Raw genomic sequence first — 25279 nt, 5'->3', positions numbered from 1 at the left:
TAGAAAATGAAGTGCAAAGTTACAATTTATAATGGTTCATCAACATACTTTCGTAGATTCGGTCTGGCAAAATTCGTTTCAAAACAATGGAGATTTTTTGCATAAAACCGCCTACTTTATAATGCAATTTTGGATTTTTGTCATTAATAATTTGATAAATTACTAATGCCAAATCTTCGGGATTATCGCCACGATGCAAATTAGAATTCATTATACCAAGAGTATTCTCATAAGGCGTTTTATAAACTGAATTTTCTAGTATTGGCGCATGATAACGATGGGAAGCAATATCAGTTGCAAATTCTCCTGGCGCAATATTTACAATATTAATTCCAAAGGATTTTACTTCAATGCTTATCGCTTCGGAAACTATTTCGAGTGCACCTTTTGACGCCGAATAAATACCTCTGTAAGGCAAACCCATATAACCCGCAATAGAAGTAATATTAATAATTAAACCAGATTTCTGCTCGCGCATTTGTGGCAAAACTGCCTTAATCACTTCAATAGGTCCAAAGAAATTAGTTTCAAAATTATTACGCATTTCAGCTGTTGCGGTTTCTTCTATTGGTCCTGTAATCCCGACACCCGCATTATTGATTACGATGTCAATTCTTCCTGAACTCGAAATTACATTGGCAACCGCCTGCTGAATGCTTTCGCTACTGCACACGTCCAAAACTATCAATGGAAATACTGAATTGGTAATCTTCTCCGGATTTCTACTTGTTCCGTAAACGGTATAACCTTTGTGAAATAAAAACTCCCCAATGGCTTTACCAATACCAGATGAACCGCCTGTGATTAAAACTACTTTGCTCATTTTTTAGATAAGAGATGAGAGACGGAGAGATGAGAGACTATATTTTGCAAACTGAAATATCCATTATCTATTCGTCTTTTTTTGTTAAATATAATTAGTTTATTTTGATACCCAGGCCGTAATTTTCACTCAAATAAATTTTACCATTATTGATTTCGCTTCCTTGAGCAATAGCGTTGGCGATCAAATTCGCACCATCCAGATCAGCATAATCACAAAATGGAGCTAAAACCGCTCCGGCGGAAATGCCGATAGTAGATTCTGTCATACAGCCAATCATAATTTTAAATCCAAGTTCTTTTGCAACAGTAATCATTTGCAAAGCTGGAGTCAATCCACCACATTTAACCAATTTGATATTGATACTTTTGTAATGTTGTTGCAAATCATTTAAAACTGAAATGTCCTGACAATCTTCATCAGCCATCCAATTGGCAAATTTACTGGAATTAAGTATAGCATAATTTTCAATTCCTGTTTTCATAGGCTGTTCCAAATAATTAAATTTCGAAATTGCTTCATAATCTTCCAGCCAAAGACAGTTTTCTGGCGTAAAACTTCCGTTTGAATCGAGTGCCAAACTTTTATCTAACTGCAATAGTTTGGCAATATCATTTTCATCAAAATGGTTGCATTTTACTTTAAATTTCGACCAAGAAGATTGCTCTATTTTCTTAATTTGGTTTTCAACAGTGTCAATACTAATAGTTATTGAAGAATCAGGAAGGCTTTTAAAATCAATGTTATTCATTTCCAAAAAACTTTTTTTTTCGAGCTTTCCAAACAAATCCCAATAAGCACAATCTAGAGCAGAGCGAAGAAAGCTAGGCAGCTTTAATTGTTGAAGTAACTTATAAAAATCGGTAGGGTGAACAATATTTGAGGCTTCAATTTGAAATTTTATTTGTTCTAAAATATGATTAAAATCGGCGAGATTGATGTGATAATAATCTATTGATGTACATTCGCCATATCCGCTTGCAGCATTTTTTTCTAAAGTTATGATTAGTGCTTCTCTAAATGTATAATTTCCATAAGCAATCGCAAAAGTTTCCTTGAGTTGAAATCGTACTATTTGCCAATGTAATTTCATGGAGAAGAAATTGGTTTAAAAAAAAGAATCCGAAACAAGTTCGGAGACAATTTAAAATATAAATAAAAATTCTGAAACAAGTTCAGAATAAAAAAAAGGCAAGCGACCTACATCGCACCGCTCAACCACATACCTTTGCTATGTTCCCATCCTGGAGGATTTTGCAGGAGCTGGTCGTGTAGGACTTGCCGCTGCAAATATACAATCTTTTTATTTTTTTGCAAGAATTTAAGAGCAATATAAATATATTTGTCAATGAAAAATTAATTACAAAAAATGAAAGTTTATAATCCATTAATTACCATTTTATTAGCCCTAAATCTTGCTGGTTGTAGCAAAAGTCAAAAAGAAAAAGAATCTTTTTTTAGTTTTGATGAAAACGCTTTAAAACCCATGTACCAAGCTACTGATAAAGTAGTTTTGAATCTTTTGAATACCAAAAATAAAACCATTGATAGTGTTGCTTATTTTGTAAATTATAAAAGAATTTCCTCTGTAAAAGGCAATGGTAAATTTACTTTGGATTTGAGTGGCAAGAAATTAGGTTATCAAAACCTGAAAGCTGTGGTTTATTTTGATGGTGATACTATTTCTACTAAAACTAGAGTTGAGGTGGCTTCGGGTATCGTTCCAAAATTATTAAAATACACTATCCTCAATACCTATCCGCATGACATAAATGCTTTTACAGAAGGTTTTGAATTTTTTAGAGATACTTTGATGGAAAGCACAGGAACTCCAGCGGGTTACAAAGGTTATTTTGCTAAAATTGACTATAAAACGGGGAAAGTATTTAAGAAAGTAGCCTTGGATCCAAAATATTTTGGGGAGGGAATAACAGTCATTAACAACAAAATTTATCAATTGACTTGGACTAGTGCCACGGGTTTTATTTATGATGCCAATACTTTAAAAAAGCTTAAGACTTTTCCTTTCGATAAAAAAATTGAAGGTTGGGGAATGACCAACGACGGTAAAAATATCTACCAATCAGACGGAACAGAAAAAATTTGGACTATGAATCCTGAAACGCAAAAAATGGTTGATTTTATAAATGTGTATACCAATGATAGTAAGATTAAAAGCGTTAACGAATTGGAATGGATTAACGGAAAAATATATGGAAACATTTGGCAAAAAGATGCGATAGCGATTATAAATCCGCAGTCTGGTGCTGTAGAAGCCGTGCTGGACTTGACGGCTTTAAAAGCAAACATAAAAAATCCCAAAGCAGATGTTTTAAACGGAATTGCTTACAACAAAAAGACAAATACCATTTTTGTTACGGGTAAAAATTGGGATAAAATGTTCGAAATAAAAGTTTCGGAATAAATAAAAATAATTTTCATAGTAAAGATTTTTTTTAATTCTTTTTAAACTCCATTTTGTCTTTGTCATAAACAAAAATGGTTTGTTGGTTTTTGCTTTTATGTGTTATGGATCCATCAGCATTTAATACAAATTCGAATCCTTCTCTTCTAATTTTTTCTTGCGTTTCAGAGGCTGCTGTCCCGCCCAGTGAAACTCTTTCGGAAATATGATTGGTTACTTGGCAGTTGGAATATACTTGCTTTTTAGAACTTAATTCATAAATGGTGTTGTAAACTAAAGTTTTATCTTCGGTTTTTTGACCAGATTTCACCATATTGTTTTCTGTCCACGTTAGTAAATATAATTTTATACCATCTGCCATAAATGATCTCAATTTGCAATCTTTGGGTGCGAATGTTGCATCAGCTACTTTCACTATAAAAGCAGTAGTATTTTTTCCTTTTTCACTTATAGATATTTGAAAATTTCCGTTTTTAACTTCAACTTGCAAATTATCAACTTTAGGAAAGGCAGTAATTGATGTAGTTTTTTTTGCTAAAGCTTTGCTTTTTTGACTGAAAGCGTTGCCTGAAATTATGCTTAAACAAACAAATAAAAATATTTTTTTCATAGCAGCTATATTAGTTTTTTAATAAGTGTGTAATATACAAAATTATTGGCTGCCGTTAAGTAAAATAAAAAAACCGTCATATAATTAAACATGACGGTCTCTAATAAAAATAAACTAATTAGTCTTTTTGAGATTTAACAGCTAATGTGTAAATAACCAAACCAAAACCAATTTTGTTGATTGCATCAGCAATGTTATAAGCAACATCAACATTTCCTTTACCTAATATACTTGTGTACCAACCATCGGTGCCTAACATGTATCCTAAAGGATAAATTGCCCAACCTACTAATACAAACCAACACAAAATTTTGTGTGCAGCTAAAACATTTCCTCCAGCATCTTTTGCTAATTTTGATGCACTTCCTAACCAAATTTCATAAGCAATGGCAAAGTAAGCAACACCTGAAATAAAGCCCCAAGTTTGGGCGCTTTGTGGGTAAACAGCTTCACCCAAATAACCAGTTACTAACATAATAACAGAATAGAAAATCATTTTCCAAAGTAAACCTTGTTTAGCACCAGCAACTTTTAGAATTAAATAAAATTCTAAACACATTAACGGCACTGTTAAAATCCAGTCCACATACCTGAAAAATGTTGGAGACTCTTGGAATGAAGTCCAGTAATCTCTCATGTAGAAATAGTGTACCGCTGCAATAAAGGTTATTAAACCTGAAACTAATACAGAAGTACGCCACTTTTTATCAAACTGGTTTAATGATAAAAAGAAAAAGGCTGAAGCAGCCATCATAGCCATACAGCCAACAAAGAAAGTAAAACCTACATAATCTGTAGGGAGCATTTTTGCAATTAAAAATGAAGATAAAATAGTGTTTAACATAATTTAATAATTTAGATTAATTTGTTTAATCAAATTTATAAAAAGTTAAACAATAAAAAAAGATTTTGTTTATTTTTTTTTACTTATTTTTAAACAAAAAAAAATATTTATGACTAAAATTGCTAAATTATCAATACTACTTAGCTTTCTGGGATTATGGTTAATATCATTCATAAAAAATGAAATTCAAATTATTGTAGGGTTTATATTAATATTGTCTTTCGGTATATGTCATGGAGCAAATGATTTACTTTTAATCAAAAAGATTTATAGTGAAGAGTCTAAATCATACTGGAAAATATTATTCAAATATTTAATAATCGTTTTAGTAGCTGCTGTATTATTTATTTTAATTCCTTCGCTGGCGATGGTATTATTTATAGTTGTTAGCAGCTATCACTTTGGAGAACAACATTGGGAGAATAAAATTATTTACTTTAATAAAATAATGATTACTTCATTTTATACAATTTATGGTTTATTTATATTATTATTATTATTTCAATTCCACACAAAAGAAGTAATTGCTATACTTTATGAAATTACTCATATCAATTTAGCTTTTGTTAATTTTACGTTATTACTGATTGTTGATGGCTTACTCCTGATTGCTTTATGTTTATATAGTTGTTATTTCTCAAAAGAATTTCAAAAAAATCTTGTTATTGAATTATTGTATCTATTAGTATTTGCGATTATTTTTAAAGTTGGTAGTTTAATATGGGCATTTACAATTTATTTTATTTTTTGGCACAGTATACCATCTTTAGTTAATCAAATCAAATTCTTATATGGAACAGTTACATTTCCTAATTTTAAATGCTACATTAAATCGGCTTTTGCTTATTGGTTAATTTCCATAATTGGGATTTTTGTATTGTATTTTTTACTAAAAGGATATAAAATATTTGATTCAATATTTTTCTCGTTTTTAGCCGCAATAACATTTCCTCATGTGTTTGTTATTGAAAGAATGTTCAATACGAAACAAAAAAAAACCGAATAATTGCTTATTCGGTTTGATATATCAAAATTTAATCTATTTTATCTTAAAAGTTATTTAACTTCCTCGAATTCAACATCCTGTGTGTTATCGCCTTGCGCATCAGCTTGTGGCTGTGCATCTTGTGCTTGACCAGCAGTTTCGCCTTTAGCATACATTGCTTCTGTAGCTGTTTTCCAAGCTGCATTTACATTGTCAAGACCTTTTTGAATAGCTTCCAAATCTTGATTTTGATGTGCCATTCTCAATTCGGTCAATGCTAGTTCGATAGCTACTTTATGATCATCAGTTAATTTTTCTCCAATTTCTTTCAGTTGACTTTCTGTTTGAAAGATCATGCTGTCAGCTTCATTCAATTTATCAACTTTTTCTTTTGCCAGCTTATCAGATTCTGCATTCATTTCGGCATCTTTTTTCATTCTTTCAATTTCTTCAGGTGTTAAGCCCGAGGAAGCTTCTATCCGAATATCATGTGATTTTCCAGTTCCTTTATCGGTAGCTGAAACTTTAATGATTCCATTGGCATCAATATCAAAAGTTACTTCAATTTGAGGAACACCTCGCGGTGCAGGAGGAATACCGTCTAAATGAAAACGTCCAATCGTCTTATTATCTGCCGCCATCGTTCTTTCGCCTTGAATAACATGTATTTCAACACTCGGCTGGTTATCAGCAGCAGTTGAAAATACTTGAGATTTTTTGGTTGGTATTGTTGTATTTGACTCAATTAATTTGGTCATAACATTACCCATTGTTTCTATTCCTAAAGATAAAGGTGTAACATCAAGTAGCAATACATCTTTTACATCTCCCGATAATACACCACCTTGAATGGCAGCTCCTACAGCTACTACTTCATCAGGATTCACTCCTTTTGATGGTTTTTTTCCAAAGAACTTTTCTACTTGTTCTTGAATTATAGGAATACGAGTGGAACCGCCTACTAAAATAATTTCGTCAATATCCGAAGTAGATAAACCTGCATCCTTTAATGCTTTTACAACGGGATCCATCGAACGTTTTACCAATGTTTCTGCTAATTTTTCAAATTTTGCACGAGTCAATGTTTTAACCAAGTGTTTAGGTCCAGAGGCTGTTGCAGTAACATAAGGTAAGTTAATTTCTGTTTGAGTGGAAGAAGATAATTCTATTTTTGCTTTTTCAGCAGCTTCTTTTAAACGTTGTAAAGCCATTGGGTCTTTTCGCAAATCAATACCTTCTTCTGTATTGAATTCGTTAGCCATCCAATCAATGATAACTTGATCAAAATCATCACCGCCTAAATGTGTGTCTCCGTTTGTGGATAATACTTCAAAAACTCCATCGCCCAATTCAAGTACAGAAATATCAAAAGTTCCACCACCTAAATCATAAACTGCTATTTTTTGATCGATTCCTTTTTTATCTAATCCATATGCTAATGCAGCAGCCGTTGGCTCATTAATGATACGCATCACTTTTAATCCTGCAATTTCTCCAGCTTCTTTCGTTGCTTGGCGTTGTGCATCGTTAAAGTATGCTGGTACGGTAATAACCGCTTCGGTAACGGTTTGACCTAAATAATCTTCCGCAGTTTTTTTCATTTTTTGAAGTGTCATCGCTGACAATTCTTGTGGTGTGTATAATCTTCCGTCAATATCCACACGTGGTGTATCATTATCTCCTTTAACTACTTTGTAAGCAACAGTAGATGCTTCTTTAGCACTTTCAGAATATTTGTTACCCATAAAACGTTTAATAGAAGCAATTGTTTTAGTTGGGTTTGTTACTGCCTGTCTTTTGGCAGGATCCCCTACTTTAATTTCGCCACCCTCTACAAACGCAATTACAGAAGGTGTTGTTCGTTTTCCTTCTGAATTAGCAATAACAACTGGTTCTCCGCCTTCCATTACAGAAACGCACGAGTTTGTTGTACCTAAATCAATTCCAATTATTTTTCCCATTTCTAATTTATTTATATTTTTATTTATGAATTTATTTTTAAAACTTATACCTCCCAAGTCAACTACTATGCCAAGCGGCAAATGAGAATAAAATGTCAGTTTTAAAAAAAATTATGCTGACAACATGACATTTTAAATACGAAATACGATGTGTGAAGTACGAAGTTATGTCTTGATTTTGTTAGGTTTGGAATAATAAAAAATGATTAGATTGGTGGTTATAAAAGCATAGTATCCCCATTTGATTTGTGACCAATAATCAAAATAACTTTCCAAAAAAAATGATATACAGTAAGGTGATTACTATTATAATACTGTTCACCAAAGCTAACTTATTAAGAGGTTTCAATCTTTTGGTAAAAGACAAAATGAAAATCGTAAAAGAAATTAAAATAATAAAATCAAAAAGGAGGGAAATGAAAATAACTAAATTCTTGTACCAATCTTTCTCTTGAAAACCTTTTGAAAATTCTTCTTCAAACTCTTTAAAAGTTATATCCTGACTTGCATAAAATGATATACTTGCTATTTCATATCCATTAAATGATAATTCATCTACAACAATATTAAATACATTTTGAAAAAAAGTTTTCTAAATCAGTTTTCCATTAAAATCATATTCATCATAAGTCCTAACAAAACCATTTTTTTTATCTGCACACGAATCATAAAACGGAGCTAACAATATCATAAGGGCTACTAAAGATAAAACATGAAGCAAACGCGTAGTTTTCATAAGAAAGAAATTTAAGATTAAAGAATTAAGCAAATCTTAAGAAAGCATACCAAAGCCCATGCCAAAAAAAATCCTAACTGTTACGTTAGGATTTTGTATTAGTCATTCATCGAAATAAGAAACTCTTCGTTGTTTCTGGTTTTCTTGAAACGTTCATTTATGAAATCCATTGCCTCTACCGGATTCATGTCAGCGAGATATTTACGCATAATCCACATGCGCTTGATGGTTTTTTCATCCAATAATAAATCGTCGCGACGCGTACTTGAAGAGGTCAAATCGATAGCAGGAAAAATACGTTTGTTGGCAATTTTTCGGTCTAATTGTAATTCCATATTACCCGTTCCTTTAAATTCTTCGAAAATAACTTCGTCCATTTTAGAACCTGTTTCTGTCAGTGCTGTTGCGATGATACTTAACGAACCACCATTTTCTATATTTCGAGCTGCACCAAAGAAACGTTTTGGTTTTTGCAGCGCATTTGCATCTACTCCACCCGACAGCACTTTTCCTGATGCCGGTTGAACAGTATTGTAGGCTCTTGCCAAACGCGTAATCGAATCTAATAAAATAACCACATCGTGACCACATTCTACCAAACGTTTTGCTTTTTCCAAAACAATATTGGCTACTTTTACGTGACGATCAGCTGGTTCATCAAAGGTAGATGCAATCACTTCTCCGCGTACATTACGTTGCATATCAGTTACTTCTTCTGGTCGTTCATCAATAAGTAAAACCAATAAATAAACTTCAGGATGGTTTGCAGCAATGCTGTTAGCAATATCTTTTAGCAACATTGTTTTCCCTGTTTTTGGTTGCGCCACAATCATTCCACGTTGTCCTTTACCAATTGGAGAAAACAAATCGATGATTCGGGTAGAAATAGTCGATTGTTTATCTGCAAGATTGAATTTTTCTTGTGGAAAGATGGGTGTCAAATGTTCAAACGAAACCCGGTCACGTACAACTTGCGGATCATGACCATTTATTTTTAATACTTTTACCAAAGGAAAAAATTTTTCTCCTTCTTTAGGTGGACGAACCACTCCTTTTACTGTATCTCCAGTTTTTAGTCCAAACAATCTGATTTGTGAGTTCGACAAATAAATATCATCTGGCGAAGCCAAGTAGTTATAATCTGATGAACGAAGAAAACCATAACCGCCATTTACACCTTCAATCATCTCGAGTACGCCTTCACTTTCTATAATTCCATCAAATTCAAAATCAGAATCACGAAAATTATTTTGTCTTTTAGCTTTAAAGTTGGGATTGTTGTTACCATTGTTTCCATTGCCATTATTATTTTGATGTTTGTGTTTTGGTTCACGATTTGCATCAATAATAGAATTTGGATTAGCTTCTGTCTCCTCTGCTGTAGGTTGTTGTTCTAAAATTTGAACTTCGTTATCTGGATTTTTTGGAGAAGATGTTTCAAAATTATTGTTTTTCTTTTTGTCAAAAAGTGGTTTTTTAAACTTTGGATTTTTATTTTGAAATGTTGGTTTATCTTCCTCTGATGGAGAAATTTGAACTTCTTCACCAAACAAATCACTTTGGTTGGTTTCAGTAGCTTTTTTTGTATCTGGCAGGATGCGTGCTCTTTTTGATTTGTTATTAAAAGCTTTATTCTCTGGAATTTCTGGTTTTACTATTTCAGTTTTATTATTCTGATGATCTAAAATTTGTGCAATAAGCACCTCCTTTTTTACTCCAGTAACTTTTATTGTTTTTGCCAACTTGGCAATTTCTTGAAGCTCGATAAGCTTCATTTCTTTCAGGGCAGAAATATCAAACATAAATGTTGTTATGATTAAAATTTATTTTTGGAAAATAATACAAATTGTGAGTGGAAAATTGTGATAAAAAATCCGAAGAGTGAAGTGCTTACGGAATTATAATGCAATAATACAAATAATATTTTATCATACAATAGTATTTTTTTTAAAAAGAAACTATATTTTTGTTCAACAATTTTTCAGAAGATGTTTAGAGTTCAAACTTATTATTTACTTGCTTGCATAATCATAACCGGAGCTTTGCCATTCATTTTTCCTTTATGGACAGATGCTTCTGGCAAATCGTTTTATTTTATGATGGATATTGTTTATGTTTCTCTTTTTGGATTAAGTACAACATTATCGTTATTAAGTATTTTATCTCACAAAAAAAGACAACAACAATTTGTCATGGGTAGATTAAATATGATACTGAATTTAATTTTATTAGGATTATTTGTTTATCGAACCCTTAATTTATCCCAGCAAACGGCAACAGTATCTGAAAAAGGTATCGGGATGTTCTTGCCTATTTTTACAATATTGTTTTTAGTCTTGGCCAACAAAGCCATAAAAAAGGATGAAGATCTCGTAAAATCAGTCGATCGTTTACGATAAATTTCATTTATAGAGCTATTATAAACGGATCAATCGGAAATTTTTCTTTTAGAGGAACTCTTTTTAAATATTATACTTTACCGTCCCTTATCTCCGCTACAATTTCTGGATTTAATAAAGTGGATGTGTCTCCAAAATTTTTAAAGTCTCCTTCGGCAATCTTCCTCAATATTCTGCGCATGATTTTTCCAGATCGGGTTTTTGGCAAATTTGAAACAAATTGAATTTTATCCAACTTTGCAATTGGACCAATTTGATCCGAAATTAATTGGTTTATTTCTTTAGCTAAATTGTCCTGGTTTCTGGTTTCTCCGACTTCTTTTAAAATAACAAAACCATATAATGCATTTCCTTTTATTTCGTGTGGAAAACCAACAATAGCGCTTTCAGCAACAGCCGGATGCTCATTTATGGAATCTTCAATAGGTGCCGTCCCCAAATTATGCCCTGAAACGATGATAACATCATCTATTCTACCTGTAATTCTATAATAACCAACTTCATCGCGCAAAGCCCCGTCACCTGTGAAGTATTTACCCGGGAAAGCAGTAAAATAAGTTTCTTTATACCGTTGATGATCTCCCCAAATCGTTCTCGCAATAGCTGGCCAAGGAAATTTAATACACAAACTTCCTGTAACCTGATTACCTTCTATTTCGTTGCGCAGTTCGTCCATTAAAACAGGTTGTATTCCGGGTAATGGCAATGAAGCATACGATGGTTTTGTTGGGGTTACAAACGGAATTGGGGAAATCATAATTCCTCCCGTTTCTGTTTGCCACCAAGTATCTACGAGCGGGCAACGTTTTCCACCAACGTGATCATTGTACCAATGCCACGCTTCTTCGTTTATAGGTTCACCAACAGAGCCAATCACTTTCAATGACTTCATCGGAAAACGCTGTACATAATCTAAACTCTCTTTTGCCAAAGCACGAATTGCAGTTGGTGCTGTATAGAATTGTGTTATTTTGTGCTTTTCTATTACTTCCCAAAATCGACTGTAATCAGGATAAGAAGGTACTCCTTCAAAAATTACGGTTGTCGCACCGTTTAATAATGGACCGTAAAGAATATAAGAATGCCCGGTAATCCATCCTATATCGGCGGTGCACCAAAAAATATCATTTTCTTCATAGGCAAAGACATTTTTAAAAGTATAGGCCGTGTAAACCATATAACCTGCTGTGGTGTGAACCATTCCTTTAGGTTTTCCTGTTGAACCCGAAGTATATAATATGAATAACGAATCTTCAGCATCCATGATTTCGGCAACATTGTTTGGAAGGGCAGCATCCAATAAAGGTTGTAACCAAATATCGCGACCTGATTTCATAGTAACTTCAGTATTAGTTCTTTTCACTACCAAAACTTTTTCTACACAAGGTGTTTTTTCGACAGCTTCATCTATAATTTCTTTTAAATCAATTGTTTTGTTTCCTCGGAAACCTCCATCAGAAGTAATGATCACTTTACATTCACAATCATTGATTCTAGCTGCTACTGCCGAAGCAGAAAATCCTGCAAACACAACCGAATGCACTGCACCAATTCGGGCGCAAGCCAAAGTAGCAATAGCTAATTCGGGAATCATTGGTAAATAAATGCAAACTCGGTCTCCTTTTTGAACACCTTGCTCGCAAAGCACATTTGCCATTCGCGCAACCTTGTCATAAAGCTCGTTATAGGTTATGTGCAGTGTTTTTTCATGGGGATTGTTAGGTTCAAAAATAATAGCAGTTTTATCGCCACGTCTCGCTAAATGCCTGTCGATACAATTTTTGGTAATATTGACTTTGGCATCGACAAACCATTTGAAACTAGCTTCTTGAAAATTCACTTCAAAAACCTTTTCCCATTTTTGATACCATGTAAAGTTTTCATCGGCAATCTTATCCCAGAACTTTCTAGGCTCACGAACCGATTTTTTATACATTTTAAAATAGTGTTCTAAATTGAGTATTTTGAAGTAGCTCATTTTGTAATTTATTTTTTTTTGAGTTAAAAATAAACAATAATCATTAAAGTATGATAACATTATTACATTGACATCTAATTTAAGCTTGAAAAAAATTCAAGGATTACCAGAAAAGAATATTTAATCTTAATCCATCAAAGCTACGATGCGCTGAAACCTCCCATGGTGGCTTTTGGAAAATGGCTTAAAAGACAAAGAATCAGAGCAATAATAATTCGGAATTCCATTAGTTTTTTTAACAGAAACAGTATTATCTAAAGTTTTAATTCTTTCAAAGTCTTTGCTATTGAGAACCGCTACGGTGTCAATACTTTCTGTGGTAATTGCAGTTTGGGTGTAATAAATTGTATTTAAGCAACGTACTTTTCCGTAGTTCTTCTTATTCTTCATAGTTATGTCAAAACATTCTAATTCTAATGGCATAAAAGCTCGAATAAGTGTCTGACGATTATAAATTTTATACACTGCTTCTTTCAAACTCCATAAATACCAAACCATTATTTCAGGTTTATTAGCAGTTGAAATAAGTACTTGTTCTGATGGTGTAAATATTTTTTCTACAAAACCTGTACGTTTCCAATTACTTTCTTGTTGCGCTAGTGTTAAATCTATAATGTCGTTTCCAATCACTTTTGAGCTAATTTGGTTTCAATTATGGCTAATGCCGCCTTAATCGTAAGCATCTTCTCCATAGATTCATTATCGATATCAATTTTAAATGTCTCTTCAACATCCAAAACTATGTCCACTAAATTGGAAGAATTGATATTTAAATCAGTAATAAAATCAGTGTTTTCATTTAATGCATCGTATGCTTCTTGATTTTTTACGAAAGGTTTTATAATCCCTTTTAATTTTTCTATTGTTGCTGCTTTATCCATTAGTTTTATTTGTATTTTTTAAAAATTACACATCCATTTACATCCCCAAATCCAAAACTTGCTTTGGCCAAGATAGTAATCTCTTTTTTTATCAATTGTTGGGGAATTCTAGAGGGGTCAATAATAGTTGTAATATCGGGATTTAAATCTTCACAATTACTATTGGGAAAAACAAATCCTTCATAAATTTGTAATACCGAAGCCACACTTTCTATACTTCCCGCTGCTGATAAACAATGTCCTACCATTGATTTTAATGAATTGATAAAAGGAAAATCCAACCCTTTTAGATGCAGAGCTTCACTCCAATTTTGTATTTCAAAACTATCTTTACTTGTGGCGGTTAAATGTCCGTTAATGACATCAATATCGCGCGCTGAAATTGCTGCATTTTGCAACGCATCTATGATACATTTTTGAACCGCAACGCCATTTGGAGCCGTCATGGTTCCTGAACCGCGTTGTCCACCAGAGTTACTATTTCCACCCAAGACTTCGGCATAAATTCGTGCACCACGTGCCAAAGCACTTCCTAAATCTTCGAGTAATAAAGCTCCTGCTCCACTTCCTGGCACAAATCCAGAAGCTGTTGCCGACATTGGTCTTGAACCTTTTTCTGGTGAATTATTATGTTTAAAAGTACAAACCTTCATTGCATCAAATCCGCCCCAAATATAGGGGCCGCTGTCGCTCGTACTTCCTGCAATAATACGAAATGCTTGTCCAAGCTTTATTCTTTCATACGCCATCAAAATGCTTTCGGTTCCTGTAGTACATGCAGAAGAATTGGTCGTGACCTGATTTCCTAGTCCTAATTTTCCACCAAGATATGCACTTACACCACTATTCATAGTTTGAGCTACAGCGGTGCTTCCCAGTTTTCTGGTTTGAAAATCATCAATTTTATAAATACTTTCACGAAATTTTTCAATACCCGAAGTTCCTGTGCCAAATATTGTCCCAGAATCCCAATCGGGGTTTTCATTATTTTCTATAAGTAATCCGGCATCTTTATAGGCATCCATTCCGGCAATTACTCCATATAAAATACCTGTGGAATTAAAATTACGCAATTCCAATTCGGAAAAATACTGTGCTTTTAATTCTTGTGAAATCTCTGGAGTTCCCGAAATTTGACAAGAAAAATGCAGCCTTTCTAGTTCAGCATCATGCTTTATTCCAGAAACACCATTTTTGATGGCATTGGTAAATGCAGCTAGTCCAACTCCGTTTGGAGCGACAACACCAAGTCCTGTTATGACTACTCTTTTCAATTGATTATCGAATTAAGATTAACGATTTTAGATTTTGACAATCCCAGCAATTGTTCCAGAACACACCTCTTCGCTTTTAGAATTTATCATTTTTACTTTGCATTTTAATTTACCAAATCTGAAATATATTTTTTCTGAAATAACAGTTACTGTTTCGCCAGGAAATACTGGTTTAAAGTATTCAATTTCGGATGAAGTTAAAGCTATTTTGGTGTTACTATTAAAATTATTTCCCAGTAAATAAATACCCAAACAAACAACGCCAATTTGCGCCATAGTTTCAGTCAAAATAACGCCTGGAGTTACCGGATTATCTTTAAAATGACCCTTATAAAAATCAGAATCGGAAGAAAAAGTAAAACTTCCTTTTACACCATTTTCGTCTAAATGCCTCAATTTATCTACAAAAAGAAATGGCTTTGCATAAGGCAATTTGGTTAAAATATCGTGGTACATTTTAAAATTCAATTAAAATTCTTTGAGCCGAAAAACCTGGACCAAAACTTAATAATAATCCTTTTTCACCTTTTTTGGGTTGGCTTTCCATCACTCTTTCTAAAACATATAAGACGGTGGCACTCGACATGTTTCCATATAAACGTAGTACTTCTTTGGTATCATTAATATTTTTACCCAAATCAGAAAACAAATCTTCAACTGTTTGCACAATTTTTTTTCCTCCGGGATGAAATATCAAATGTTGAATATCATCAATTTTTAAATTATTTTTTGATAAAAATGGATGAATAATATCAGGAAAATGGGACGCTATAGTTTCGGGAACTTCAATATCCAAAACCATTTGCAAACCTGAATTAGTCAATTGAAATCCCATCATGTGAATAGAATCATAAAAGTGATACATTTCATCGGCTAGAATTTTTGCTCCATGATCGTCTTCATGGGAAGAAAGCAATACACAAGCAGCACCATCACCAAAAATAGCTGCACTAACAATGTTTGGCATAGAATAATCGTCAAGCTGAAAAGTAGCCGTTGGACTTTCGACCGCAATAACTGCTGCTCGTTTGCCTGGATTGGCTTGCAAAAAGTTCTTTGCGTATATAATTCCAGAAATTCCAGCAGCGCATCCCATTTCGGTAATGGGAAGTCGAACGATGTCTTGCTTTAATTTTAAGGAATTTATCAAATAGGCATCAAGCGACGGAATCATAATTCCTGTACAACTAACGGTGATTATATAATCTAAATCGGTGGGATTCCAGTTGGCTTTTTTTAGCGTTTTGGTCAACACTTTTTGGCCCAAAGCAATTACTTCGCGGACATAAATAGAATTTCGTTCTTCAAAAGATGTTTTGGTAAAAACCTCTACGGGATCCATAATTGAATACCGTTTATCGACCATTGCGCCTTCAAAAATCTTTTTTACTTTGCGAATAAAACGTTCTTCCTGACCAAAAAGCCATGCCTCAAGAAACGGAAGTATTTCAGCAGTTGTTCGAGAATATTTTGGCAACTCTTTGGCTACAGCTATTATTTTTACACTCATGTTTTAGTTGCTCAAATTTGTTTTGATAATATATTGATAACGAAAAGCCCATTTCCAATAAATGGTGTATTTTTTGAAGCCAAGTTGTTTTGAAAAGGCAACCAATTCATCTTTTTTGAAACCTCGTAAAATAGAAACTAATCCATCTTCTTTCGACATTTTGTTTAATTTAAAAACAAAACATAACGCTTGAAACAAACGATAGGAAACTTGACTTCGCTGCAAATCGTTGATTACTATTCCGAGCTTAGAATTTAATTTAAAAATATTTAATAATTTTATTATTTGTTCGTTGTTAAAATGATGCAACGTGAGCGTACACAATAAAATATCATAACGTAACTCTTGAAATGATTGCTCAAAAATATCTTCATTTCGATACGTAATAGTAGCATAATTTGCAGATAAATCACGAGCATGATTAATGGTGAAATTATTTGCATCAACTCCTATTAAACGAAAATTTAGATTATTTTTTTTTCCATAATTCGCCAAGATTCTCAACATATCGCCGTTACCACAACCTACATCAACAATGGTTAACTCTTTTGAAATAGCAACACACTTTATCAGACTTTTGACCCCTTGTAACGTTAGTTTGTTACCTCCTAGAAGTTGATTAATTCTGGCAATTTTATCTAAAGCCTCTCGAAGTACTTCGCCCTCTAAAGCAAAATCATCCATGATCTCAAATTGATGCGTTCTTTGTTGTGTATTAATCCAAATCATATAGGTTTTCCGTGGGTGTTTTTTATTATACTTGTCAAAACAAAAGGGAAAACTGTAACAATTTTCATCACTAATGGAGCTATTATTTCTTGCTTCAACAAGTAACTTAATATTCTCCCAATTTTTAAACGCTTTCTGAAATTAAAGTTCCAATTTCTTGAGTATTGTTGTTCCATTTCGTTTCGCAACCATTTTCCTTCCATAAAAGGAATCACAGCCAAAGCTGCTAATTTAGCACTATGAATTGCCATCGCCATACCATTACCACACAACGGATGAATTAATCCCGCAGTATCTCCAATCATCAACATATGGTTTTCAATAGAAGTTTTTGATTCAAAAGAAATCTGACTTACCGTCAACGGCTTGTCAAATTCCATAACAGCTTCTGCAAAAATAGCTTTTAAATGTGGGTTTTTACCCATTACTTTCTGTTGATATTCTTGAATATTTTTGTACTTCTTGAATGTTTCATAACTACTTAAATAACAAATGTTAACCAAATTATTTTCGACCTTTGACACACCACAATAACCCCCGTCAAAATGATGTAATCCTACTATATCATCTGGAAAATCTACTTTATAATGTGCTTTTACACCCAACCAATTGGATGGTTTTTGTGTGAATTTACGATTTAATTTAACATCTAGATTGGAGCGCTTCCCAAATGCACCCAAAACTACTTTTGTAGTATGAACAGCATTTTGAGAGGTGATAGTAAAAATATTATCAGAATAAAATACGTCAATAACCGTTTCTTTCAATACAACTCCACCTCTTCGTAAAACTTCTTTGTATAAATAATTATCTAAAGCGTAACGACTTACGCCAAAACCACCCAAAGGTAAAGTTGCTGAAATTATTTTACCCGAAACCAAAGAAAATATAAGTTTATTTATGTGTTTAGGATGTAATGATGCAACGTCTATTTCCAATGATTTAAAATAAGACAGCACTTCATTTGAAATGTACTCGCCACAAACTTTATGTTTTGGAAATGCATTTTTTTCGAAAATAACTACTTCAAATCCGTGTTGAAGTAAGTGTAGTGCCGCTGTTAAACCAGCTAAACCGCCACCAATTATAATAATATCCTTTCTTTTCATATCGAAGTAAATTTAAAAAATACATTTGATAAAGTGTTATATTATTCTTAAATTAAAATCATTATAATCATTTATTTTTATCGAAAAGTGTTGTTATTGTTGTGAGCGTGTGGTCAAAAATTATTATTACGAAAAAAAATAAAAAAATTGCTTTAATTTGTGGTAAACAATAAACATTATGCAATTTGACCCAAACGAATTAGAGCATACCGCAATTTACAAACTTTTAACAGGATCTGTGATTCCAAGACCCATAGGTTGGATTTCGACTATTGACGATAACGGAATTAATAACCTTGCTCCGTTTTCCTATTTTAATGCTGTTGGCGATGACCCTCCGCACCTCATGTTTTCTAGCGGAATAGGTAATAATACCACTAAAGATACACTCAATAATGTTTTGGCAAACAAAGAATTTGTGGTTAATATGGTCACTGAATCTTTGACCGAACAAATGAACATAACAGCGCAGTCTGTTCATGCTGATGTAGATGAGTTTCAATTGGCTCGTGTTACACCCATTGCTTCAATGAAAATAAAACCAATGCGCGTGAAAGAAAGCCCAATTAATTTTGAATGTAAGCTAGTGCATCATTATTTTCTTGAAAATCATAAAAATGGAGGCGCATGTATCCTTATTGGACGCATAGTTATGATGCACTTTGACGATTCAGTATTATTTGATAATTATAAGATAAATTTAGAATATTACAAACCGATTTCCCGATTGGCAGGTTCAAATTATGCAAAAATGGGAGAATTATTTTCTGTCAAAAGAGGATAACAAACTCTACAAAAAATATAATCAGGAACAGATTGCTTTGTTCCTTTAAATGACGAAATGAAAATAACTATAATAGGCGGCGGCCCAGGCGGATTATATTTTTCTATACTGACAAAGAAGGCAATTCCAAGTTGTGAAATCAGCATCTATGAACGCAACAAAGCGGATGATAGTTTTGGTTTTGGAGTGGTTTTTTCTGATGAAACATTGGGCGAATTCTTGAAACGCGATATGCAATCGTATGAATTAATTAGAGATAAATTTGCCTACTGGGATGATATTGTAATTGCATGCAATGGTGAAAAAGTAAACATTTCTGGCAACGGATTTTGTGGATGTTCAAGAAAAACTTTATTGCAATTGTTACAACAAAGATGCGTCGAAGAAGGAATAAAAATGTATTTTGAACATAATGTTGACGACTTATCTCAATTTTCAGATTCGGACATTATTGTGGCTTGTGACGGAATTTCAAGTGCGATAAGAAATAAATTTCAAGATGATTTTGGAACTAAAATTGAACTTCAAAAAAACCGTTTTGTATGGTGTGGTTCTACAAAACCCCTAAATGATTTTACCTATTTTTTTAGAATTACCGAATTCGGAACTTTTGTAGCACATTCCTATCAGTACGAAAAAGGTAGAAGCACTTGGATTTTTGAATGTTCGAACGAAACTTGGCTAAAAGCAGGTTTCGAAGTCACCAATGAAACAGATACCATCAATAAAATTGCGGAAATTTTTAAAGAAGAATTAGAAGGACATTCATTAATTACTAATAAATCACATTGGCGGCAATTTCCAAATATAACCAATGAAAAATGGCATGTAAACAACATTGTTTTACTAGGAGATGCTAAAGCTACAGCTCATTATTCTATTGGTTCGGGAACAAAAATGGCGATGGAAAGTGCCATAGCCTTATCTGATGCCATTGTTGCCTTTCCGAATGATAAAAACGCAGCATTTGAACACTACGAAAAATCAAGAAGAAATACAGTTGAAATGATTCAACATGCTGCTAATGTGTCGCTTGAATGGTTTGAAAATATGGACAGATACATTAAACATCCGTTTTATAAATTTGCTTTTGGATGCATGACGCGTTCAAAAAAAGTAACTTATGAAAACTTGCGGTTAAGAGATCAATCGTTTACTGATAAAGTTTTATCTGAATTTAATTCTGGCACATCGAGCGCAGTGGAAATGCCACCAGCATTTAATAAATTCAATTTAAGAAATTTAGAGCTTTCAAACCGAATCGTAATGTCATCAATGGGACAATATTCGGCCAAAAACGGATTGGTCAACGATTGGCATTTGATACATTACGGAAGCCGGGCAACTGGCGGTATCGGATTGATTATAGTGGAGATGACAGCTGTTTCAGAAATAGGTCGTATCACTTTAGGTTGTGCAGGAATATATGCTAAAGAACAATTAGTTAAATGGAAATCAATTACTGATTTTATTCATGCAACTACGCAAACAAAAATCGGGATTCAGCTTGGTCATTCGGGTCGAAAAGGAGCAACAAAAAAACCGTGGGAAAGTGAAGCACTTCAAAATCCATGGGAATTAATTTCAGCATCGGCATTGGCATTTAACAACAATTTTTCTACTCCAAAAGAAATGACTCCCACTGATATGGATATAGTTACAAACCAATTTGTACAAGCTGCAATAAATGCGAACGAAGCTGGATTCGACCTGATAGAATTACAAGCGCATCACGGCTTTTTATTAGCTTCTTTCCTATCGCCTTTAACAAATATCCGAAAAGACGAATTTGGGGGAAGCATCCAAAACCGTTTGAAATTTCCTTTACGAGTTTTCAACGAAATGAGAAATGTTTTTCCAAAAGAGAAACCAATGTCGGTTAGAATATCCGCAACCGATTGGGCAGAAAACGGAATTTCAGAAGAAGATGTTTTGACTATTGCCACAGCTTTGAAAAATGCTGGAGCAGACATCATCAACGTTTCAACAGGAAATACAGTTGCAAATCAAAAACCACAAACCGGCAGAATGTGGCAAACACCGTTTTCTGATTTCGTTCGGAATACCGTTCATATTCCAACAATCACGGCTGGTTACATTCAAGATATTGATCAAATCAACACCATTATTCTAAACGGAAAGGCAGATTTAGTCGCATTAGGCAGACCATTATTGATCGATGCTAATTTTGTTAGAAATGCACAAGCTTTCGAGCAGTTTGAAACTACTGATATTCCGAATCAGTATAAAATGGGAATTTCACATTTATATCCGCTTAAAGCTGCAGAAAGAAAACAAGTAGAAAACATGAAAATAGCGTTAAAACCGAAGAGCAATAAAAAATAATTTCAAATCATGAGGCATTACACAGACAATTTTGCTCACGATAATTTACCAAGTTTGGTCTTGCAGCCTGACTATGTTTTTTTGGATTCACCACAGTTTAATCGTCCTGAAATGCTGAATTGTGTCGATAAATTATTGGACAATCACATCAGGGAAAATCGCGGCAGTAATCCGTGTATCAGAACATTTGAAACCACCTGGACCTATAATGATTTATATGAAAAGGCTAATCAAGTTGCCCACGTTTTAGTTGATGATTTAGGATTGCAGTCGGGAAATCGGGTATTGATTCGTTCTGCCAATAATCCTATGATGGTGGCGTGTTGGTTTGCCGTTTTAAAAGCTGGTGGAATTGTTGTTGCCACAATGCCGCTACTTCGCTCGAAAGAATTAACCACCATTATTGATTGTGCCGAAATCTCACACGCCTTATGTGCCGAAATTTTGCAGGACGAAATGAATCTGGTGAAATCTGATTTTCTGAAACAAACTTCTTTTTACGATGAACTCGAAAAAATGATGCAGTCCAAACCAAAAAAATTTACCAATTATCATTCAAAATCAGACAGCATTGCCTTAATCGGATTTACATCAGGAACAACAGGTTTGCCAAAAATGACAGCGCATTATCACAAAGATATATTAAACATTTGCGAAGCATTTCCATCTTTTTCACTACAGCCGACGCAAAAAGATATTTTCACGGGAAGTCCACCATTAGGTTTCACTTTTGGTTTAGGCGGATTGGTATTGTTTCCGATGTATTTCGGGGCGTCCACTTTCCTTATAGAAAAACCAACGCCTGAAATGTTGCTAAAAGCGATTCAAGAACATAAAATTACTATTTGTTTTACGGCACCAACCGCCTGGCGTATCATTACTTCAAAAGTAAATGAATTTGATATTTCCAGCTTACGCAAATGTGTTTCAGCCGGAGAAACACTTCCTTTAAAAGTGTGGCAAGATTGGTACGACGCAACCGGATTTAAAATCATCGACGGAATTGGTGCTACCGAAATGCTCCATATTTTCATTTCCTCTAACGAAGAAAACATGAGACCCGGTGCGACGGGAATTGCAATTACTGGCTATGAAGCCAAAATTATTGATGTGAAAGGAAATGAAGTTCCAACAAATGAACCCGGAAGATTAGTCGTTCGAGGAATCACTGGTTGCAAATACCTAAACCGAATCGAGAAGCAAAAAGAATATGTTGAAAAAGGCTGGAATATCACCGGCGATATTTTTCGTCAGGATAAAGATGGTTATTTTTGGTTTGTAGCCCGTGGAGATGACATGATAATTTCTTCGGGTTATAATATCGCTTCAATTGAAGTAGAATCCGTACTTTTATCACACGAAGATATTTTGGAGTGTGCTGTAGTTGGTTTGCCCGATGAAGAACGTGGAATGTTGGTTTGTGCGCATATTGTTCTCAAAGAAAAACATAAAGCTACCGACAATATGAAAAACCATATTCAACAATGGTTCAAAGAAGTAGCTGCTCCATATAAATATCCGAGAATAATTTATTTTACCGAAACATTACCCAAAACAGAAACTGGAAAAATCCAAAGATTTAAACTAAAATCATGAGAAAAGTATTCGTCCTTTTTGCCATAACATCTTTAACCATAATTGGCATATTGACTTACATCAATTGGAAATTCAGTTTCCTATTATTACTATTCATTCCGTTAATTCTAATGGGATTATATGATATGTACCAATCTATTCATACCATACGCAGAAATTTTCCGCTATTGGGAAGAATGCGCTATTTATTGGAATCCCTCGGTCCAGAAATGCGTCAGTATTTTGTAGAAACCGATCTAGAAGGAAAACCATTCAATCGTTTGCAAAGAAATTTAGTTTACGAACGCAGTAAAAAAGCGATCGATTCACAACCTTTCGGAACACAACTAGATGTTTATAACGAAGGTTACGAATGGATAAATCACAGCATCAGAGCGATTTCATTTTCGAATGTAAATGAAAATCCACGCGTTAAGATTGGCTCTTCCCAATGTGAAAAACCATACGATGCGAGTCTATTTAATATTAGCGCAATGAGTTTTGGTGCATTAAGTAAGAATGCCATTTTAGCTTTAAATAACGGAGCAAAACAAGGAGGTTTTTACCATAACACTGGCGAAGGCGGATTATCTCCCTATCATTTGCAAGGTGGCGATGTCGTTTGGAATATTGGAACTGGATATTTCAGCTGCCGAACTGATGATGGTAAATTTTCTTATGATAAATTTGTCGAAAGAGCCACTTTGGATAACGTAAAAATGATTGAAATAAAATTTTCGCAAGGTGCCAAACCTGGACATGGCGGAATCTTACCCAAAGAAAAAGTAACCGACGAAATTGCGGCAATCCGACTGGTATCGAAAGGTCACGATATTGTTTCGCCACCAACACACTCAGTATTTACAACGCCATTGGAATTGATGGATTTTGTTAAATTACTGCGAAAAGGTTCCGGCGGAAAACCCATCGGAATGAAAATCTGCATCGGAAATAAATCGGAGTTTTTATCCATTTGCAAAGCGATGGTGGAAACCAAAACATATATGGATTTCATTACTGTTGACGGCGGCGAAGGCGGAACTGGTGCGGCGCCACAAGAATATTCAGATCATGTGGGAATGCCATTGCGCGAAGCGTTGGCGTTTGTTTACGATGCTCTGAATGGTTTCGGAATCAAAAATCAAATCAAAATTATATGCAGTGGCAAAGTCATTACTGGTTTCGATATTATCAAAAACCTTTCTATAGGAGCCGATTTGTGCAATTCTGCCCGCGGAATGATGTTTGCCCTAGGTTGCATCCAGGCTTTGGAATGTCACGCCAATACTTGCCCGACTGGAGTTGCGACACAAGATGAAAGATTGATGAAAGGCTTGGTTCCCGAAGAAAAAAGTATTCGAGTTGCCCGATTCCAAAAGGAAACTGTAAAAAGTGCGATGGATTTGATGGCATCGGCAGGAATTGAACACCCAGATGACGTTGACAGAACAGTCGTCAGTACCCGCATCGATAGAACACAAGTCAAAACTTTCTACGAAATATATCCCGAATTAGATAATGGTTGTTTGCTAAATGAAGGCACCGTTCCTTTAGATTTTTTGTACTTTTGGAGGAAAGCTTCGGTAGAGAAATTTTAGGATTTATTTCGGGAGCTATTTCCCGCTATTCGTTACAATCTTTTTATTGTTTGGTGACATAGAACGCAGTGGAGATGATTATTTTCAAAACAATAAAAAGGATTTCCACTACTATCCGGGCTAAACATATTTGCAACGATAAGTAATTAATTTAAAAATCTGTGCTAATTAGTTTAATCTGTGGCAAAACATAAAGAATATGAACCAAACTTTCACAAAACAGGAAAAAATCCGTTTCAAGCATGTTGATTTTGCAGGGATTGTTTTCTATCCGCGATTTTTAGAAATGCTAAACGACTTGGTCGAAGATTGGTTCGAAGAAGCTTTAAAGCGTCCGTTTTCAAAAATTCATGAGACTAACGGAATTCCAACGGTGGATTTGAAAGTACAATTCAAAAAAGCGGTACGCTTAGGAGAAACCTTAACCAAAAAACTTTGGGTGATAAAGCTGGGTGTAGCATCTGTAACTTGTGGTTTCCTCTTTGAAGACGAACAAGGAAAAACCTGCATGGAAGGTGAAGTAACATTAGTAAACGTAGCCATTGCCGAAGACCGAAATAACATTAAAGCAGAACCTTTTAATGAGGAAATGAAAAACAAAATATCTTCATTCATAATTTAAAATTCAAAATTTAAAATAATAAGTCATGAGCGACAAAACAAGAGGAGGTCAATTCCTCGTAAAAGAAACAAAGTGCGAAGATGTCTTCAC

At 34.0% G+C, this 25279-nt stretch carries 23 protein-coding genes and 1 other RNA gene; 8 read left to right on the top strand and 16 right to left on the bottom strand.

Annotation, left to right across the window (positions count from 1 at the left end; translation table 11 throughout):
• Window positions 1–19: 19 nt before the first annotated feature.
• From Q0Q96_RS06615 to ffs, 3 genes are all read right to left on the bottom strand, one after another.
• On the bottom strand, window positions 20–823 hold the full coding sequence (locus Q0Q96_RS06615; protein ID WP_293872448.1) for an SDR family oxidoreductase: 804 nt from the start codon (window positions 821–823) through the stop codon (window positions 20–22).
• A gap of 94 nt (window positions 824–917) precedes the next feature.
• Window positions 918–1916: an enolase C-terminal domain-like protein gene (locus tag Q0Q96_RS06610; protein WP_293872447.1), complete on the bottom strand. Its 999-nt coding sequence runs from the start codon at window positions 1914–1916 to the stop codon at window positions 918–920.
• A gap of 93 nt (window positions 1917–2009) precedes the next feature.
• Window positions 2010–2107: signal recognition particle sRNA small type (ffs, locus tag Q0Q96_RS06605), an RNA gene on the bottom strand.
• 85 nt (window positions 2108–2192) lie between these two features.
• Between ffs and Q0Q96_RS06600 the strand changes: the two genes are divergently transcribed.
• The gene (locus tag Q0Q96_RS06600) at window positions 2193–3248 is read left to right on the top strand and encodes a glutaminyl-peptide cyclotransferase (RefSeq protein ID WP_293872446.1); all 1056 of its coding nucleotides are present in this window, start codon (window positions 2193–2195) and stop codon (window positions 3246–3248) included.
• Window positions 3249–3279: 31 nt separating this feature from the next.
• On the opposite strand, the gene Q0Q96_RS06595 is transcribed toward Q0Q96_RS06600, so the two are convergent.
• Both Q0Q96_RS06595 and Q0Q96_RS06590 read right to left on the bottom strand, forming a co-directional pair.
• Window positions 3280–3858 carry a hypothetical protein gene (locus Q0Q96_RS06595; RefSeq protein ID WP_293872445.1) on the bottom strand — a complete coding sequence of 193 codons (579 nt, stop codon included), beginning with the start codon at window positions 3856–3858 and terminating at the stop codon, window positions 3280–3282.
• Between the two features lie 118 nt (window positions 3859–3976).
• The gene (locus tag Q0Q96_RS06590) at window positions 3977–4702 is read right to left on the bottom strand and encodes a bacteriorhodopsin-like (protein WP_293872444.1); all 726 of its coding nucleotides are present in this window, start codon (window positions 4700–4702) and stop codon (window positions 3977–3979) included.
• A 109-nt stretch (window positions 4703–4811) separates the two neighbouring features.
• Between Q0Q96_RS06590 and Q0Q96_RS06585 the strand changes: the two genes are divergently transcribed.
• Window positions 4812–5708, top strand: a complete 897-nt coding sequence (locus Q0Q96_RS06585; protein ID WP_293872443.1) for a Brp/Blh family beta-carotene 15,15'-dioxygenase — start codon at window positions 4812–4814, stop codon at window positions 5706–5708.
• Window positions 5709–5758: 50 nt separating this feature from the next.
• Here the strand turns inward: Q0Q96_RS06585 and dnaK are convergent, their stop codons facing one another.
• From dnaK to rho, 3 genes are all read right to left on the bottom strand, one after another.
• Window positions 5759–7648 (bottom strand): molecular chaperone DnaK, encoded by a 1890-nt coding sequence (dnaK, locus tag Q0Q96_RS06580; protein ID WP_293872442.1) that lies wholly within the window; start codon window positions 7646–7648, stop codon window positions 5759–5761.
• Between the two features lie 592 nt (window positions 7649–8240).
• Entirely contained in the window at window positions 8241–8384 is a 144-nt protein-coding gene (locus Q0Q96_RS06575) for a hypothetical protein (RefSeq protein ID WP_293872441.1), read from the bottom strand.
• A 98-nt stretch (window positions 8385–8482) separates the two neighbouring features.
• Window positions 8483–10186, bottom strand: coding sequence for a transcription termination factor Rho (rho, locus tag Q0Q96_RS06570; protein ID WP_293872440.1), 1704 nt, complete (start codon window positions 10184–10186; stop codon window positions 8483–8485).
• Window positions 10187–10372: 186 nt separating this feature from the next.
• On the opposite strand from rho, the gene Q0Q96_RS06565 reads away from it, so the two are divergent.
• The gene (locus tag Q0Q96_RS06565) at window positions 10373–10783 is read left to right on the top strand and encodes a DUF4293 family protein (RefSeq protein ID WP_293872439.1); all 411 of its coding nucleotides are present in this window, start codon (window positions 10373–10375) and stop codon (window positions 10781–10783) included.
• A 70-nt stretch (window positions 10784–10853) separates the two neighbouring features.
• Here Q0Q96_RS06565 and acs read toward each other — a convergent pair whose 3' ends face one another.
• From acs to Q0Q96_RS06525, 8 genes are all read right to left on the bottom strand, one after another.
• The gene (gene acs / locus Q0Q96_RS06560) at window positions 10854–12761 is read right to left on the bottom strand and encodes an acetate--CoA ligase (protein ID WP_293872438.1); all 1908 of its coding nucleotides are present in this window, start codon (window positions 12759–12761) and stop codon (window positions 10854–10856) included.
• 126 nt (window positions 12762–12887) lie between these two features.
• Complete coding sequence (locus Q0Q96_RS06555; RefSeq protein WP_293872437.1) at window positions 12888–13391, bottom strand: 4'-phosphopantetheinyl transferase superfamily protein; 504 nt, start codon at window positions 13389–13391, stop codon at window positions 12888–12890.
• Window positions 13388–13642: an acyl carrier protein gene (locus Q0Q96_RS06550; protein ID WP_293872436.1), complete on the bottom strand. Its 255-nt coding sequence runs from the start codon at window positions 13640–13642 to the stop codon at window positions 13388–13390. The genes Q0Q96_RS06555 and Q0Q96_RS06550 overlap by 4 nt, the downstream gene beginning before the upstream one ends.
• A gap of 5 nt (window positions 13643–13647) precedes the next feature.
• Complete coding sequence (locus Q0Q96_RS06545) at window positions 13648–14916, bottom strand: beta-ketoacyl-[acyl-carrier-protein] synthase family protein (RefSeq protein ID WP_293872435.1); 1269 nt, start codon at window positions 14914–14916, stop codon at window positions 13648–13650.
• Between the two features lie 27 nt (window positions 14917–14943).
• Window positions 14944–15372, bottom strand: a complete 429-nt coding sequence (locus tag Q0Q96_RS06540) for a FabA/FabZ family ACP-dehydratase (RefSeq protein ID WP_293872434.1) — start codon at window positions 15370–15372, stop codon at window positions 14944–14946.
• 1 nt (window position 15373) lies between these two features.
• Complete coding sequence (locus Q0Q96_RS06535) at window positions 15374–16426, bottom strand: type III polyketide synthase (protein WP_293872433.1); 1053 nt, start codon at window positions 16424–16426, stop codon at window positions 15374–15376.
• Window positions 16427–16429: 3 nt separating this feature from the next.
• Window positions 16430–17155, bottom strand: a complete 726-nt coding sequence (locus Q0Q96_RS06530; RefSeq protein WP_366069095.1) for a methyltransferase domain-containing protein — start codon at window positions 17153–17155, stop codon at window positions 16430–16432.
• Window positions 17152–18264, bottom strand: coding sequence for an FAD-dependent oxidoreductase (locus Q0Q96_RS06525; protein ID WP_293872432.1), 1113 nt, complete (start codon window positions 18262–18264; stop codon window positions 17152–17154). Before Q0Q96_RS06525 ends, Q0Q96_RS06530 begins: the two co-directional genes overlap by 4 nt.
• 178 nt (window positions 18265–18442) lie before the next feature.
• Here Q0Q96_RS06525 and Q0Q96_RS06520 point away from each other — a divergent pair, with 178 nt between their 5' ends.
• From Q0Q96_RS06520 to Q0Q96_RS06500, 5 genes are all read left to right on the top strand, one after another.
• Window positions 18443–19048 carry a flavin reductase family protein gene (locus tag Q0Q96_RS06520; protein WP_293872431.1) on the top strand — a complete coding sequence of 202 codons (606 nt, stop codon included), beginning with the start codon at window positions 18443–18445 and terminating at the stop codon, window positions 19046–19048.
• A gap of 57 nt (window positions 19049–19105) precedes the next feature.
• Window positions 19106–21394: an FAD-dependent monooxygenase gene (locus Q0Q96_RS06515; protein ID WP_293872430.1), complete on the top strand. Its 2289-nt coding sequence runs from the start codon at window positions 19106–19108 to the stop codon at window positions 21392–21394.
• A 9-nt stretch (window positions 21395–21403) separates the two neighbouring features.
• Window positions 21404–22990 carry an AMP-binding protein gene (locus tag Q0Q96_RS06510; protein ID WP_293872429.1) on the top strand — a complete coding sequence of 529 codons (1587 nt, stop codon included), beginning with the start codon at window positions 21404–21406 and terminating at the stop codon, window positions 22988–22990.
• Window positions 22987–24567, top strand: a complete 1581-nt coding sequence (locus Q0Q96_RS06505) for an FMN-binding glutamate synthase family protein (RefSeq protein WP_293872428.1) — start codon at window positions 22987–22989, stop codon at window positions 24565–24567. Before Q0Q96_RS06510 ends, Q0Q96_RS06505 begins: the two co-directional genes overlap by 4 nt.
• A gap of 199 nt (window positions 24568–24766) precedes the next feature.
• Window positions 24767–25189: an acyl-CoA thioesterase gene (locus Q0Q96_RS06500; protein ID WP_293872427.1), complete on the top strand. Its 423-nt coding sequence runs from the start codon at window positions 24767–24769 to the stop codon at window positions 25187–25189.
• Window positions 25190–25279 lie beyond the last annotated feature (90 nt).

The organism is Flavobacterium sp. (assembly GCF_025352015.1).
Lineage (GTDB): Bacteria > Bacteroidota > Bacteroidia > Flavobacteriales > Flavobacteriaceae > Flavobacterium.
Note: the sequence above shows the minus strand (reverse complement) of the source record. Positions and strands in the feature narration are given on the sequence as shown.